Genomic DNA, 13,734 nt, shown 5'->3' with positions numbered 1-13,734 from the left:
CAGCACCCGTCGCGGCGGCACGGGGACGAACGCGGCGCCCTCGTCCACCATCGGGGCCGTTCCCGGAGCGGCCTCGGCCACCACCGGCGCGACCAGCGCGCACACCGACACCGCGACCCGCCGCCACGTGGCTTCCCCCGCTCTCCGCGATCACCCCGGGTGGAGCGGAGGAGGAAAGGCGAGGAGCGCTCGGCGGGTGGCCGACCGGTCACACCCCGTGCGGCCGGGCGTCCCAGGCGGCGAGGAAGACCTCGCGGGGTATCGGCTTGACCGGGTCCTCGTGCGGGTCGATCGGCTCGTCGGTCAGCCCGCCGAACGCGTCCTCCAGCCTGCGCCACGAGTAGCGGTGGACGCCCCCGGCCGAGGGTAACTCGACCTGCCGGATCGCGATCAGCTCGCCCTCGTGCTCCACGGTCTCGTAGAGCGCCCGCGCGCCCTCGTCCACCCAGCCCTCGACGTCCACGAACTCGAAGTACGCGCGCGGCCGGTCCGACTCCTCCAGAGCGCGGTAGAAGGCGACGACGTCGTCCAGCCGGCTCGAGATCCCGATCATCGGACCGAGCGGGTCGTGCCGTCCCACCCGGCCAGCGCGCCGGGCAGCACCTCCGCCAACTGCACCGGGTAGACGGTCGCGTCGGTCGACGCCAGGTCCGCCACCGACCACCAGCGGTGCCCGCGGATGGTCTGCCGCTCGATCTCGTTGAACCGTGAGGTGTCCACTTCGACCCCCTTCACCTTCGCCACGAAGAACCACTCGACCGCCGCGTAGCTCAAGCCGTCGAGAGCGAACGCGGCGTGCCGCTTCCACACCGGACCGATCAACTCCTCGCCGGAGACCTCGACACCGGTCTCCTCGAAGACCTCGCGCACGGCCGCCGCCCGGAGGTCCTCCCCCGGCTCGACCCCGCCGCCGGTGGTGAACCAGAACGGCTCGTCCGGCCGGCTCGCGAGGACACCCTCGAACAGCAGCACGCGGTCCTCGGGGTCCAGCAGCACGACCCGCGCCGACACGCGCGGGGTCAACGCCGACGCCTCCGCGTCGCCGTCCGGTTCGGCGATCTCGAAGTACGACGGCGTGGGCGCGGTGCCCGCCAGGCGCAGCCACCGCACGGACCGCCGCCGGCGCAACGCCAACGTGTCGCGCACGGCGTCGTTGTGCACCCGCCTGGCCAGCACGACGCGCTGCTCGGCGTCGGACAGCTCCGCCGCCAGCGCGGGCTCCAGCACCGACCGGTCGAGGTCGTCCAGCAGCGCGGAGAGGCGGTTCTCGGCGGCCTCCCGCTCCGACCGGGCGGCCCGCTCGGCCCGGTCCGCGGCCTCGCGCAGCCCCGGCTGCCCGCACACCGCCGCGACCGCCCGCGTCACCACGGCCCGCCGGGCCAGGGCCGCGTCGAGCGCCGCCCAGGCCGCGTCCGTGCGCACGTGCAGCCGGTCCAGCCGGTTGGCGGTCCCGAGCGTCCAGGGCCCGACCAGCACGGCCAGCGCCAGCAGCACCAGGAACGTCGTCGTGACGCCGGAACTGGTCACGCCTCACCCACCCGACGGGGGTCTGCCGCCATGGCGCTCTCATACACCCTGAGGACCTGGTTCGCGACCACCGACCAGTCGAACATCACGACCCGCTGCCGCGCCGCGTCCACGTACCCGGCCCGCCGCGCGGGGTCGGCCAGCACGTCCCGCAGCGCCGCGGCCAGCGCGGACGGGTCGCCGACCGGCGTGAGCACGCCCGCCTTGCCGTCGTCGAGCACGCGCCGGAACGCGTCGAGGTCGCTGGCCACCACCGCGGCGCCCGCCGACATCGCCTCGGTCAGGATGATCCCGAAGCTCTCGCCGCCGGTGTTGGGCGCGCAGTAGACGTCGACGCTGCGCAGGGCGCGCGCCTTGGTCTCGTCGTCGACCATGCCGAGGAACACCATCCGCGACGCCAGCTCCGGCCCGGCCTGCCGGCGCAGCTCGTCCTCGTCGCCGCGGCCCACCACGAGCAGCCGCGCGTCGGGCAGGTCCAGCTCGCGGAACGCGTCCAGCAGCACCGGCATGCCCTTGCGCGGCTCGGTGAACCGGCCGACGAAGCCGACCGTGCCGCCGGGGCGCGGGTAGCCGGGCAACGGGGTCGCGTCGGCGAAGAACCCGACGTCCACGCCGTTGGGGATCTCCACCGCGTCGCCGCCCAGGTGCTCCACCTGCACGCGGCGGGCCAGCGCCGACACCGCGATCCGGGCGGTGACCTTCTCCAGGAACGGCTGGAGCACCGCCTGGAACGCCGACAGCATCTTCGAGCGCGGGGTGGAGGTGTGGAAGGTGGCCACGATCGGCCCGTCGGCCACCATCAGCGCCAGCATCGACAGCGACGGCGCGATGGGCTCGTGCAGGTGCAGCACGTCGAAGTCGTGCTCGGCGATCCACCGCCGGACGCGGGCGAACGACACCGGTCCGAACGACAGCCTGGCCACCGAACCGTTGTACGGGATGCCGACCGCGCGACCGGCCGAGGTGACGAATTCCGGCATCGGCGTGTCGTCGTCGGCGGGCGCCAGCACCTCCACGTCGTGCCCGAGGCCGCGCAGGGCGCGGGCGAGGTCGACCACGTGGGCCTGCACCCCGCCGGGCACCTCGAAGGAGTACGGGCAGACGATGCCGACCTTCACGCGGGTTCCCCCCGGCGCGCCAGCACCCGGCGCAGCGCCCTCTGCCTGCTCTCGGGCAGGTCGGTCAGCCACAGCTGCTGCATCATGTGCCAGTCGGTGGGGTGCGCGGCGATGTCGGCGGCGAACACGTCGGCCATCTGCTGGGTCGCCGCGGCCACGCCGGCCGTGCCGGCCACGCGGATCGGCGGGTGCAGCCGGATCGCCCAGCCGTCCTCGGTGAACCACAGGCCGGCCGGGATGAGGGCGGCGCCGGTGGTCGCGGCCAGGTGCGCGGGACCGGCGGGCATCAGCGTGCGCTCGCCGAAGAACGTCACGGGCACGCCGCCCGCGGTGAGGTCCCGGTCCGCCAGCAGGCAGACGACCTGGTTGGCGCGCAACCGCTCGGCCAGCACCAGGGCCGGGTTGCGGTCGCCGCCGGTCAGCGGCACGACCTCGAAGCCGAGGCCCTCCCGGAACGCGATGAACCGCCGGTACAGCGACTCGGGCTTGAGCCGCTCGGCGACGGTGGTGAACGTGCCGCAGTGCGCGACCAGCCAGACACCGGCCATGTCCCAGTTGCCGCAGTGCGGCAGGGCGACGACCGCGCCCCGGCCGCCGGCCAGCGCCGCGTCGAGGTTCTCGACGCCGCTCAGCGACCGGTCCAGCTCGGCGGAGACCTCCGCGAGGTCCAGCGACGGCAGCCGGAACGCCTCGCGCCAGTACCGCGCGTACGAGCGCACGGCCAGGCGGACCAGCTCGTCCAGCTCCGCCTCGCCCGCCCGCGGCACGACCCGGCGCAGGTTGGCCCGCAGCTGCCGCACGCCGCCGCCGCCGCGCCGGGCGGCCCGGTCGGCGACCGCGTCGAACAGCCACCGCGCCGCGCGTTCCGGCAGCAGCCGCACCAGGCGCCACCCGGCCGCGTAGGCCAGGTCGGCCAGCCGTTCGTTCACGTCCCGAGCTCCTTCGCGGCGCGGCTCACGGCCAGGACGCGCTGCACGACGGTGATCGTCACCAGCGCGGCCAGCAGGTACAGCGACACCGGCAGCACGTAGGGCACGCCGAGCCCGTGCAGGCCGACGCCGACCAGCGCCACGATGAACCGCTCGGCGCGTTCGGCGAGCCCGCCGTCGGCGGAGAGGCCGGACGCCTCGGCACGCGCTTTCACGTACGAGGTGACCTGCGCGCCGACCAGCGACACCAGCGCCGCGGCGGCCAGGCCGCGCTCGTCCGCGCCGAACGCCCACCAGGTGATCGCGGCGAACAGCGCGCCGTCGGCGATCCGGTCGCAGCTCGCGTCCAGCACGGCGCCGAACTTCGTGCCGCCGCCCTGCGCGCGCGCCATGGCGCCGTCGATGAGGTCGAACAGCACGAACGCGGTGACCAGGGCCGCGCCGGTGAACAGCTGCCCGCGCGGGATGAACCACAGCGAGGCGGCGACGGAGCCGACGGTGCCCAGCACCGTGACGGCGTTCGGGGTGAGGCCGAGGCGCAGCAACCACGCCCCGATCGGATCGGTGACGCGCGAGACCGACGCGCGGGCGAAGATGTTCAGCATGGGGTGGCGGGGCACCTACCGGAGGGGACGACGTGGTCTCCGGCAGCCTAACCACCCAGCTCAGCCGAGCTTGCGGTGGTCCCTGGAGATCTGTCCCAGCAGGTCCTCCAGCGCGTCGCCGCGCACCGCCAGCCGTTCGAGCCTGCCGAACAGGGCCAGGTACTCGCGCACGTCGTGCGGGTCGGTGATGGTCGCGTTGCCGGTCAGCACGCTCAACGTCACCACCCGTTCGTCGTAGACCTGGAAGCCGTGCAGGGCGACCATGTTCGCGTCCGCGGTCCACGGCACCACGCCGAGCTGCACGTTCGGCCGGCGGATCACCTGCACGAGGTGGTCGATCTGCTCGCACATCAGGTCGGCCGAGCCCATCCGCCACCGCAGCGCGCTCTCCGCGAGCAGGAACACGAACCGCTTGCCCAGGTCGTCCATCCGGGCGCGGCGGGCGCGCAGGGTGGCGATCGCGGTGTCCTGCTCGTGCGGCGGTGTCGAGTTGAGCACCACTCGCAGGTAGTTCTCGCTCTGCAGCAGCGCGGGCACTCCCGCGTTCTGGAAGAAGCGGCTGGTCGTGGCACGGGCTTCGATACGGGCCACGGTCTGCTGGTGGCGGTGCGCGCCTCGGTGCAGCACCACGCGGCGGGTCTCCGCCTCGGCGTGCAACTGCCGGGCCAACTCCACCAGCTCGACCCTGGTCTCCCTGGTCGCGGACAGCTCGGCGACCAGGCGCTCCACGTCGGTCACGGACGGGAGGAGCATGCCGTTCTCGATCTTCGACAGCTTGGACTGGCTCATCCCGGTAGCGCGCGCCGTGGCCGTGCCGGTCATCTTGGCCTCGGTGCGCAGCCTTCGTAACTCGCGCGAGAGCCGTTCTCGGGCCAGCCGCGAACGCTCAGGTGCGGTCATGCAACGCACCGTATCGACGCTCACCCCGCTTGACGATCGGCCAGGAAGGTGTCTGGCGACCGCGCCGCGTGTCGCCGCAGGTGATCTGGGACACGTATCCCACTTTTCGCCCATCGCACGTGCATCCGGGTGTGCAGCTGCGCTTGCAGCGGGTGACGGGCGTCAAAAAGCGACCCGGAGGAGCACGAGGTCGTTCTGCGCCAGCCTGATCTCCACGCCGGTGATGTCCGATCGGGTCAGTTCGGTGGTGGCCGTGGGCCGCGTGGTCGAGCCGGGCCCGGCCGTCCACGTCGCCACCCGCGCCGCCGTGCCGTCGGCCGTGACCACGTGCAGGGCGTAGGAGAACGCGGGTGGCGGCGGTCCGTCGGGGACGGCGTAGGAGCACAGCACGTCGATCCGGGTGCCCCACGGTTCGTCCACCAGGTGCACGCTGGCCGTCACCGGGCTGGGCACGGTCTGCCGCATCACGACGTCCGGCGCGGGCGGCGCCTGCGCGGTGGTGCCCTGGGCGGTGGTGTCCGGGGCGGCCGGTCGCACGGTCAGCGCGACCGCCGCCCCCGCGAACGCCGCCACGACCAGCGCCGCGGCCACCAGCGCCCGGGCGCGCCACCGCCGCGACCGCTCGGCCGCCAGCAGGCCGGTGAGCAGCGCCGCGGGCGGCTCGGCCGAGCCGGCCTCGGGTTCGAGCAGGTCGAGCGCCCGGTCGCGGGGCACCGCCGAGAGGATGCCGGGCACGCCCGCGAGGGACGCCACGTCGCCGGAGCACTCCGGGCACCCGGCGAGGTGCCCCTCGAACTCGCGGCGCTCGCCCGGCGACAGCGAACCCAGGACGTACGCGGCGCCCCAGTCCCGGTACGGATCGACTGGCGAGCTCAACGTCCGGTGACCCCCTTCTCCTCCAGCGCCAGCCGCAGCGCCCGCAGGCCGTAGTGCAGCCGGGACTTCACGGTTCCCTCCGGCAGGTCCAGCGCGACGGCCAGCTCGGCGACCGACTGGCCCATGTAGTAAGCACGCACGATCACCGCGCGGTGCTCCGGAGTCAACTGGGTGAGCACGTCGGCCACCAGCCAGGCGTCCAGGGCCGCGTCGCTGTGGTCGGACCGGGCCCGCTCGGGCACCCGCTCCGACCCGACCTCCCAGCGGGCGCGGGCGCTGCGCCGCTCGTCGATCACCACGTTGCGGGCCACGGTGTAGAGCCACGCCCGGGCCGCCGTCGACCCCTGTTCCAGCACCTTGGGGTTGCGCCACGCCCGCAGCAGCGCCTCCTGCACCACGTCCCGGGACAGCTCGTCGTCACCGGTCAGCCGGCGCACGTACCGCCACAGCGCGGGCGCGTGCTCGTCGTGCAGGGACCGCAGCAGGGCGATGTGACTGTCGTTGATCGCGCACCTCCTGGGCTAGTCCCTCGCGCCGGCGGCGAAGGCGGGCCGGCGCTTGGCGAGGAAGGCCGCCGTGCCCTCGCGCATGTCGTCGGTGGTGAAGGCCGCGCGGAACGCGTCGAGCTCCAGCGCGAGGCCCGCGGCGACGGTCGTGCCGCCGGAGGCGTTGACCGCGGCCTTCGCCAGCGCCACGGCCGTGGCGGAGTTGCCCGCGATCCGGCCGAGCACCCCGCGCGCGGCGGCCAGCATCTCATCGCGGCCGTCGAACACCGCGGTGACCAGGCCGAGGCGCAGCGCCTCGGCCGCGGCCACGTGCCGCCCGGTGTAGATCAGCTCCCGGGCGACCGCGGGGCCGACCAGGCGTTGCAGCCGCACGCACCCGCCGAAGCCGGGGATCAGCCCGAGCACCACCTCCGGCTGGCCGAACACCGCGCGCCGGGTCGCGTAGGCGAAGTCGCACGCCAGCACCAGCTCGCAGCCGCCGCCGAGCGCGTAGCCGTCCACGCAGGCGACGACCGGGCACGGGACCTCTTCGAGCAGCCGGGTGACGCGTTGGCCGAGCCCGCCGAACCGCTCGCCCTCCGCCGGGGTCATCGCGGCCATCTCGCGGATGTCGGCACCCGCGACGAACGCCGGACCGGGTGCTCCGGTGAGGACGATCCCGCGCGGCGCGGGTCCGGCGAGCACACCGGACAGGAAGTGGTCGAGTTCGGCGAGGGCGCGGCCGGACAGCGCGTTGCGCGCCGGCGGTCGGGACACGGTGACCGTGGTGACGCCGTCCCGTTCGTCGATGAGCAAGGTCGAGTAGTCCACGGAGTCTCCTCACGAGTCCCAGATGGCGCCGAAGGCGGGCACGCCCCGCGCTTCCAGCTCCTCCACCACGTGCCAGGTGGTCTTCTTGTTCGAGATGCAGATGACGGCCTCGGCGTCGAACTCGCGGTGGGCGCGCAGCGCCAGCTCAACGAGGTCGGGCTTGCCGTCGCGGACGGTGTCCCAGACCAGGGCGTGCGGCTGCGCGGCCTCGATCTCGTCGACCAGGTCGTCGCCGTAGGTGGCGCGCGGCGTGCGGGTGGACCAGACCAGGCGCGCCGGCGTCTCGCCCGACAGCAGGTGCGGCAGGCACGGCCCGATGCCGCTGCCGGTGGCCACCCAGACCACCCTGGTGAACAGCTTGTCGATGTTGCCCACGCCCGCGGTCGGCACGCCCTTGACCCACAGGTGCGTCGGCGGGTGGTCGATCAGGTCGCCGGTCCAGTCGCCCGCGCGGGAGATCGTGAGCCGGAAGCCGGTGCGGCCGGGCGTCGGCACGGTGGCGAACGAGTGCCACTCCAGCAGCGGGTGGCGGCTGACGGCGGTCGAGGAGCCGGCGAACGGCGTCACGCCGTGGTCGAACGACACCAGGGCGACGTGCGGCGACGGCCGGGTGATCCGGACCGGCACGCGCCGCAGCCGCGTCCACGGCAGCGCGACGCTCACGACCACCGCCAGGAGCAGCCACAACCGCGTCGAGCCGACGAAGTCGGGCTGCCGGGCGGAGTCCAGGGCGAACAGCGCGAGCACGGTCCACCCCGCGAAGCGGTGCACGCGCTCGAACGCGTCGTGCCACCGGGCACGCAGGGGCGGCAGGGCGGACCCGACCATCGCCGCCATCAGCGCCAGGATCGCCCAGGTGAGCGGGTCGGCCCGGACGACGGCCAGCGCGGCGAACCAGGCGGTCGCGGACACCGCCGCGCCGACGTGCAGGCCGCCGAAGTGGTAGACCTTGCCCAGCACCCAGCGCACGCGCAGCGGCCACGTCGTCGGCGCGCCGGTGGCGAGCCGGAACAGCAGGTTGATCACGTGCTGCTGGCGGATCAGGACGGCCAGGGCGACGTTGGCGACGACCAGGTCCGCGATCGCCTCCGCCGAGTCGACGCCGAGCGCCGCGACCGCGTTGCCGAGCACGACCGCGGCGGCCAGCCGGTTGTGGTGGGTGAACGGGCGCCTGCGCAGCCGGAGCCTCGCGGCGGAGACGGGCGCGGCGGCGCGGGTGGTGGTCATGCGACCGTCACCAGGGACGCCAGCGCGGCCCGGTCCACCTTGCCGCGCGAGGTCAGCGGCAGTTCGTCCACCGCGACGACCGAGGTCGGCACGCAGTAGTAGGGCAGCGCGCGGGCCACCGCGTCCGTCGCCGCGCGGGGGTCCACCGCGGAGGGGCTGACGAAGCCGACGAGCCGGCCCTCGTGCAGGACGGTGGTGGCGCGGGCGCAGCCGGGTGTCGTCTCCAGGGCGGAGGTGACGGCGTCCAGCTCGACCCGGAAGCCGCGCACCTTCACCTGGTCGTCGGTGCGGCCGTGGTGCTCCAGCTCGCCATCCGGGGTCCAGCGGCCCAGGTCGCGGGTCCGGAACATCAGGTGGTCGCCGCCCAGGAACGGGTCGGGGCGGTAGCGCTGGGCGGTGAGCACGTCGTTGCCGAGGTAGCCGGCCGTGACGCAGGCGCCGCCCGCCCACATCTCGCCGACCTCGCCCACCGGGCACGGCCGCAGGTCCTCGTCGAGCACGTAGACCGTCGTGTTGGGCACGGGTCGGCCGATGGTCAGGACGCCCACCGCGGGGTCGTAGCGCTGCACGGTGTTGACGATCGTCACCTCGGTGGGGCCGCAGGCGTTGTGGAACGCGGCGCGGGCGGACCAGGCGTCGGCGAGCGGCTTGGGGCAGCGCTCGCCCGCCACGGCCACGACCCGGACGTCCGGGCACGCCGCCGGGTCCACTGTGGACAGCACGCCGGGGGTGGCGATGAGGACCGTGGCGGTGCTCGCCGTCCGCGCGATGTCCCGGCCGCGCACCACGCACGTCGCGCCGTGCGCCAGCGCGCCGAAGATCTCCCACACCGCCATGTCGAAGGCGATGTTGAGCAGTTGCGCGACCCGGTCGCCCGGCCGGATGCCCAGCGAGCCCGGTTCGGTGAGCAGGACGTTGCACAGGTTCGCGTGCGTGACGCGGACGCCGTTGGGGACGCCGGTCGTGCCGGAGGTGAAGATGACGACCGCCGTGTCGCCGCCGGTCACGCGCGGCGCGGGGACGTGGCGGTCCGGGAGGGCGTCGAGGAGCAGCAGGGTGGGGGCGTCGAGGCCGGGCGCGTGCTCGGCGGTGGTGAGCACGACCTCGATGCCGGCCGTGCGCACGACGTGGTCGAGGTGGGGTCGTGGGGTGATCCGGACGTCCTGCGGGACGTAGGCGGCACCGGCCTTCAGCACGGCCAGGATGCCGACGACCAGGTGGATCGAGCGCGTCAGGAACACGCCGACGTGGTCGCCGGGCCGGACGCCCGCGTCCAGCAGCGCGGCGGCGGCGACGTCGGCGCGGTGGTCGAGTTCGGCGTAGGTCAGGCAGGCGCCCTCGTGCTCGACGGCCCGCGCGTGCGGCGTGCGTGCCGCGTGGGCCTCGAAGGCGTGGTGGACGCGGTCGTGCGGCGGGGTGGCGCTCGGACCTCGGCCGAAGCGCGGGAAGAGCGGACGATCGCGCGGCGGTAAGCCGGTGGGCTCGGTCATGGCCGTCACGGGGTGTGCACCTCTCGTCAGCCGGGCGTGGTCACCCGGTCTGAACGAGACAGCCCCGCCGTCCGTTCAAGCCGAACCCGAAAAACCTCCACCCACCGCACCCGCGTGTGTCGAACGCCCGCGTCCCGTGTGTCGAACGCCCGCGCCCGGTGTGTCGAACGCCCGGGACCCCCGAGTTCCACGTCCGGGTCCGGTGCCCCGGGCCGGAACGGCGAATTCGGGGGTCGCGAACGTTCGACACACGGGGCCCGGGGGTTCGACACACGGGGCCCGGGGGTTCGATGGGCCGGTCAGCCGGTGGTGGACCAGGCGTCGGCGAGGAGCTGTCTCGTTTCGCCGAGCAGCTGCGGCAGGACCTTGGTGTGGCCGACGACCGGCATGAAGTTCGCGTCACCGCCCCAGCGGGGCACGACGTGCTGGTGCAGGTGCGCCGCGATGCCCGCGCCCGCCACCACGCCCTGGTTCATGCCGATGTTGAACCCGTGCGGCCCGGACGCCGACCGGATCACCCGCATCGCCCTCTGCGTGAACGCGGCGAACTCCGCCGTCTCCGCCGCGGTCAGGTCGGTGTAGTCGGGCACGTGCCGGTACGGCAGCACCATCAGGTGACCCGGGTTGTACGGGTACAGGTTGAGCACCGCGAACACCAGCTCGCCGCGCGCCACGATCAGGCCCTCGGAGTCGTCCAACCCGATCACCCGGCAGAACGGGCACCCCTCGGGCTCGTCACCGACGGCCTTGCCCTCGCCGCGCACGTACGACAGGCGGTGCGGGGTCCACAACCGCTGCAACGCGTCGTCGACCCCGACCCCGTCCTGCTCCTCGTACCGGTCCGTCACTGGACGAGGTCCGCCGTGGGCGAGGCGTTCTCACGCCGCGCCACCCAGTCCACGACCGTCTCGACGGCCCGCTCGACGGGCACGCCGTTGACCTGCGTGCCGTCGCGGAACCGGAAGGACACGGCGTTCTGCTCCACGTCCTTGCCGCCCGCCAGCAGCATGAACGGCACCTTCTGCGTGGTGTGGTTGCGGATCTTCTTCTGCATCCGGTCGTCGGAGGCGTCCACCTCGACCCGGATGCCCTTGGCCTTGAGCTGCCGGGCCACCGCGAGCAGGTGGTCGACGTGCTCGTCCGCGATCGGGATGCCCACGACCTGCACCGGCGCGAGCCACGCCGGGAACGCGCCCGCGTAGTGCTCGGTCAGCACGCCGAAGAACCGCTCGACCGAGCCGAACAACGCGCGGTGGATCATGACCGGGCGCTGCCGCGTGCCGTCCGGGCCGGTGTACTCCAGCTCGAACCGCTCGGGCAGGTTGAAGTCGACCTGGATGGTCGACATCTGCCAGGTGCGGCCCAGCGCGTCCTTGGCCTGCACGGAGATCTTCGGCCCGTAGAACGCCGCGCCACCCGGGTCGGGCACCAGCTCCAGGCCGGAGTCCTCGGCCGCGACGCGCAGCGCCTCCGTGGCCTTCTCCCAGACCTCGTCGGACCCGACCGACTTCTCCGGGTTGCGCGTGGACAGCTCCAGGTAGAAGTCGTCCAGCCCGTAGTCGCGCAGCAGCCCGAGCACGAACGACAGCAGCGACTTCAGCTCGTCCTGCACCTGGTCGGGGGTGCAGAAGATGTGCGCGTCGTCCTGCGTCATGCCGCGCACGCGGGTCAGGCCGTGGATCACGCCGGACTTCTCGTACCGGTACACGCCGCCGAACTCGAACATGCGCAGCGGCAGCTCGCGGTAGGACCGCCCGCGCGACTTGAAGATCAGGTCGTGGAACGGGCAGTTCATCGGCTTGAGGTAGTAGTCCTGGCCCGGCTTGCGCAGGGAGCCGTCCTCGTTGTGCTCGGCGTCGAGGTGCATCGCCGGGTACATGCCGTCCTTGTACCAGTCGAGGTGACCGGACGTCTCGAACAGGTTGCCCTTGGTGATGTGCGGCGAGTAGACGAACTCGTAGCCCTCTTCGGTGTGGCGGGCCCGCGAGTAGTCCTCCATGGCCTTGCGGATGATCCCGCCGCGCGGGTGGAACACGGCCAGGCCGGAGCCGATCTCGTCCGGGAAGCTGAACAGGTCCAGCTCGACGCCGAGCTTGCGGTGGTCGCGGCGCTCGGCCTCGGCCAGCAGCTCCAGGTGCGCGTCCAGCGCCTCCTGCGACTCCCACGCCGTGCCGTAGATGCGCTGGAGCTGCGGGTTCTTCTCGTTGCCGCGCCAGTACGCGGCGGCGACGCGGGTCAGCTTGAACGCCGGGATGTGCTTGGTCGTCGGCACGTGCGGGCCGCGGCACAGGTCGCCCCAGACCCGTTCGCCCGAGCGCGGGTCGAGGTTGTCGTAGATCGTCAGCTCGCCGCCGCCGACCTCCATGACCTCGGAGGAGTCGACGACGGTGTCCGACGGTTCGGACTTGATGTCCACCAGCTCGAGCTTGAACGGCTCCGCGGCCAGCTCGGCCTTGGCCGCGTCGACCGACTCGACCACGCGGCGGTCGAACCGCTGCGCGCCCTTGACGATCGCCTTCATGCGCTTCTCCAGCGCCTGGAGGTCCTCGGGGGTGAACGGCTTGTCGACCTGAAAGTCGTAGTAGAAGCCGTCCTTGACCGGCGGCCCGATGCCCAGCTTGGCCTCGGGGAACTGCTGCTGCACGGCCTGGGCCAGCACGTGGGCGGCGGAGTGGCGGATGACGCTGCGGCCGGCCTCGGTGTCGGCGGCGACCGCCTCGACCTCCACGTCGACCTCCGGGGCCCAGGACAGGTCGCGCAGGTGGCCCTCGGCGTCGCGGACGACCACGACGGCGTCGGGTCCCTTGCCGGGCAGCCCCGCCTCGCGCACCGCCGTCCCCGCGGTGGTCCCCGCCGGCACCACCACGCGCGGTGGGGTGGGTGCGGCTGCGGGACGTGGCTGGGACACGGTGACTCCTCGGTGTGCGTCGGTGCCTTCGACCGAGATGTTATCGGTGCTCACCGAGTCGTTTTCGCGCGCACCGGGTGCGCGGTCCCGGGGTCCCGCGGAGCACCCGTTCGCGGCTCGGTGGCGCGTCGCCCGAGGTCACCGCCCCCGGACCGGGCGTCGGGGCGGCCGGGACCCACAGCCGACAGACAGGCACCCATCAGGTTGCGCTCAGGTGGGCGGTCCACCATGGCGGTCACCAGCACGGGAGAAGCAGGAGTTCCGCCATGTCAGACCCGAACCACCCGGCGAGCGCCGGCCCCGACCACCCGGCGGACCGGACTCCCCCCGCCCCGCCCGCCGGCGCCACGACCCCGGCGTCGCCCCACCAGCCCGCCGACCCGGCCGGCACCGCGCCCTCCGCGCACCCGACCGCCGCCGGCACCGGACCGGGCGCACCCACCACCGACCCGACCGCCGCCGGCGCCGGACCGGGCGCGCCCGCCGACCACCCGACCGCGGCCGGCGCCACCGTGCCGGGTGCGCACCCGGCCGCGGGTCCCGGCACGCCGAGCGGACACCCCGCGGCCGGGCCGGTCGGTGAGCCCGCCTGGTCGGCCGCCGGCGCGACCCCGCACGCCGGCCGGGGCGCGGGGTTCCGCCGGGTCGTCGGCCACCGCGCCACCCAGTTGGTCGCGGTCGGGTTGCTCGGGCTCGTCCTCGGTGGCGGGATCGTCGCGTTGGTCGGGCACGACCACCACCCGCGCCACGGGGCGGGGCACGACCGGCCCGGTCACTCGCGGTTCGACGACCGGGGCCACCGCGGGCCCGACCGGCTGCCCGGGCACGACCGCTGAGG

14 protein-coding genes are annotated in these 13,734 nt (G+C 73.9%); 1 reads left to right on the top strand and 13 read right to left on the bottom strand.

The genetic code is table 11. The features are described from left to right. Positions 1 to 208: 208 nt before the first annotated feature. The 13 genes from ACIGNX_RS13685 to thrS all read right to left on the bottom strand — a co-directional run bounded on the left by ACIGNX_RS13685 (position 209) and on the right by thrS (position 12,854). Positions 209 to 553: a hypothetical protein gene (locus tag ACIGNX_RS13685; RefSeq protein ID WP_396539690.1), complete on the bottom strand. Its 345-nt coding sequence runs from the start codon at positions 551 to 553 to the stop codon at positions 209 to 211. Next, positions 550 to 1,527: an NUDIX domain-containing protein gene (locus tag ACIGNX_RS13680; protein WP_396539688.1), complete on the bottom strand. Its 978-nt coding sequence runs from the start codon at positions 1,525 to 1,527 to the stop codon at positions 550 to 552. Before ACIGNX_RS13680 ends, ACIGNX_RS13685 begins: the two co-directional genes overlap by 4 nt. Beyond that, positions 1,524 to 2,645, bottom strand: a complete 1,122-nt coding sequence (locus ACIGNX_RS13675) for a glycosyltransferase family 4 protein (protein ID WP_396539686.1) — start codon at positions 2,643 to 2,645, stop codon at positions 1,524 to 1,526. Before ACIGNX_RS13675 ends, ACIGNX_RS13680 begins: the two co-directional genes overlap by 4 nt. Then, positions 2,642 to 3,574: a phosphatidylinositol mannoside acyltransferase gene (locus ACIGNX_RS13670; protein WP_396539684.1), complete on the bottom strand. Its 933-nt coding sequence runs from the start codon at positions 3,572 to 3,574 to the stop codon at positions 2,642 to 2,644. Before ACIGNX_RS13670 ends, ACIGNX_RS13675 begins: the two co-directional genes overlap by 4 nt. Then, a complete protein-coding gene (gene pgsA, locus ACIGNX_RS13665; RefSeq protein ID WP_396539682.1) occupies positions 3,571 to 4,179 on the bottom strand; it encodes a phosphatidylinositol phosphate synthase in 609 nt (202 codons plus the stop codon). The genes ACIGNX_RS13670 and pgsA overlap by 4 nt, the downstream gene beginning before the upstream one ends. Positions 4,180 to 4,239: 60 nt before the next feature. After that, on the bottom strand, positions 4,240 to 5,079 hold the full coding sequence (locus ACIGNX_RS13660) for a helix-turn-helix domain-containing protein (protein ID WP_396539680.1): 840 nt from the start codon (positions 5,077 to 5,079) through the stop codon (positions 4,240 to 4,242). A 162-nt stretch (positions 5,080 to 5,241) separates the two neighbouring features. Next, positions 5,242 to 5,955 (bottom strand): zf-HC2 domain-containing protein, encoded by a 714-nt coding sequence (locus tag ACIGNX_RS13655; protein WP_396539678.1) that lies wholly within the window; start codon positions 5,953 to 5,955, stop codon positions 5,242 to 5,244. Then, the gene (locus tag ACIGNX_RS13650; RefSeq protein WP_396540137.1) at positions 5,952 to 6,461 is read right to left on the bottom strand and encodes a sigma-70 family RNA polymerase sigma factor; all 510 of its coding nucleotides are present in this window, start codon (positions 6,459 to 6,461) and stop codon (positions 5,952 to 5,954) included. Before ACIGNX_RS13650 ends, ACIGNX_RS13655 begins: the two co-directional genes overlap by 4 nt. 15 nt (positions 6,462 to 6,476) lie before the next feature. Then, entirely contained in the window at positions 6,477 to 7,271 is a 795-nt protein-coding gene (locus ACIGNX_RS13645) for an enoyl-CoA hydratase-related protein (protein WP_396539676.1), read from the bottom strand. Positions 7,272 to 7,280: 9 nt separating this feature from the next. Further along, complete coding sequence (locus ACIGNX_RS13640) at positions 7,281 to 8,498, bottom strand: hypothetical protein (RefSeq protein WP_396539674.1); 1,218 nt, start codon at positions 8,496 to 8,498, stop codon at positions 7,281 to 7,283. Beyond that, complete coding sequence (locus ACIGNX_RS13635; RefSeq protein WP_396540136.1) at positions 8,495 to 9,988, bottom strand: amino acid adenylation domain-containing protein; 1,494 nt, start codon at positions 9,986 to 9,988, stop codon at positions 8,495 to 8,497. The genes ACIGNX_RS13640 and ACIGNX_RS13635 overlap by 4 nt, the downstream gene beginning before the upstream one ends. Before the next feature lie 299 nt (positions 9,989 to 10,287). Then, the gene (locus tag ACIGNX_RS13630; RefSeq protein WP_396539672.1) at positions 10,288 to 10,836 is read right to left on the bottom strand and encodes an HIT family protein; all 549 of its coding nucleotides are present in this window, start codon (positions 10,834 to 10,836) and stop codon (positions 10,288 to 10,290) included. Further along, positions 10,833 to 12,854 (bottom strand): threonine--tRNA ligase, encoded by a 2,022-nt coding sequence (gene thrS, locus ACIGNX_RS13625; protein WP_396540134.1) that lies wholly within the window; start codon positions 12,852 to 12,854, stop codon positions 10,833 to 10,835. The genes ACIGNX_RS13630 and thrS overlap by 4 nt, the downstream gene beginning before the upstream one ends. A gap of 308 nt (positions 12,855 to 13,162) precedes the next feature. Between thrS and ACIGNX_RS13620 the strand changes: the two genes are divergently transcribed. Beyond that, positions 13,163 to 13,732 (top strand): hypothetical protein, encoded by a 570-nt coding sequence (locus ACIGNX_RS13620; RefSeq protein WP_396539670.1) that lies wholly within the window; start codon positions 13,163 to 13,165, stop codon positions 13,730 to 13,732. Positions 13,733 to 13,734 lie beyond the last annotated feature (2 nt).

Origin of the sequence: Actinosynnema sp. NPDC053489 (assembly GCF_044544865.1) — a bacterium.
Taxonomy (GTDB): domain Bacteria; phylum Actinomycetota; class Actinomycetes; order Mycobacteriales; family Pseudonocardiaceae; genus Actinosynnema.
The sequence above is the reverse complement of the archived record's forward strand: the minus strand, read 5'-3'. Positions and strand labels throughout refer to the sequence as shown.